The sequence below is a fragment of the Flammeovirga aprica JL-4 genome, from assembly GCF_012844305.1.
Classification (GTDB): domain Bacteria; phylum Bacteroidota; class Bacteroidia; order Cytophagales; family Flammeovirgaceae; genus Flammeovirga; species Flammeovirga aprica.
Genome location: NZ_JABANE010000393.1, coordinates 1 through 609 on the forward strand (window position 1 = coordinate 1; position 609 = coordinate 609).

1 protein-coding gene is annotated in these 609 nt (G+C 56.0%); it reads left to right on the forward strand.

Annotated elements, in window-relative coordinates; genetic code table 11:
- On the forward strand, positions 1-609 hold a 609-nt coding region (locus tag HHU12_RS34565), incomplete at both ends, for a GTP-binding protein (RefSeq protein ID WP_169661227.1).

A 609-nucleotide genomic window follows, 5' to 3' on the forward strand; every position in this document is an offset into this window, starting at 1 on the left:
AAACCGCACGTTAACGTCGGTACTATCGGCCACGTTGACCATGGTAAAACAACGCTGACCGCTGCCATCACTACCGTACTGGCTAAAACCTACGGTGGTTCCGCTCGCGCATTCGACCAGATCGATAACGCGCCGGAAGAAAAAGCTCGTGGTATCACCATCAACACCTCTCACGTTGAATATGACACCCCGACTCGCCACTACGCGCACGTAGACTGCCCGGGCCACGCCGACTATGTTAAAAACATGATCACCGGTGCTGCGCAGATGGACGGCGCGATCCTGGTTGTTGCTGCGACTGACGGCCCGATGCCGCAGACTCGTGAGCACATCCTGCTGGGTCGTCAGGTAGGCGTTCCGTACATCATCGTGTTCCTGAACAAATGCGACATGGTTGATGACGAAGAGCTGCTGGAACTGGTTGAGATGGAAGTTCGTGAACTGCTGTCTCAGTACGATTTCCCGGGCGACGACACCCCGATCGTTCGTGGTTCTGCTCTGAAAGCGCTGGAAGGCGACGCAGAGTGGGAAGCGAAAATCATCGAACTGGCTGGCCACCTGGATACCTATATCCCGGAACCAGAGCGTGCGATTGACAAGCCGTTCCTG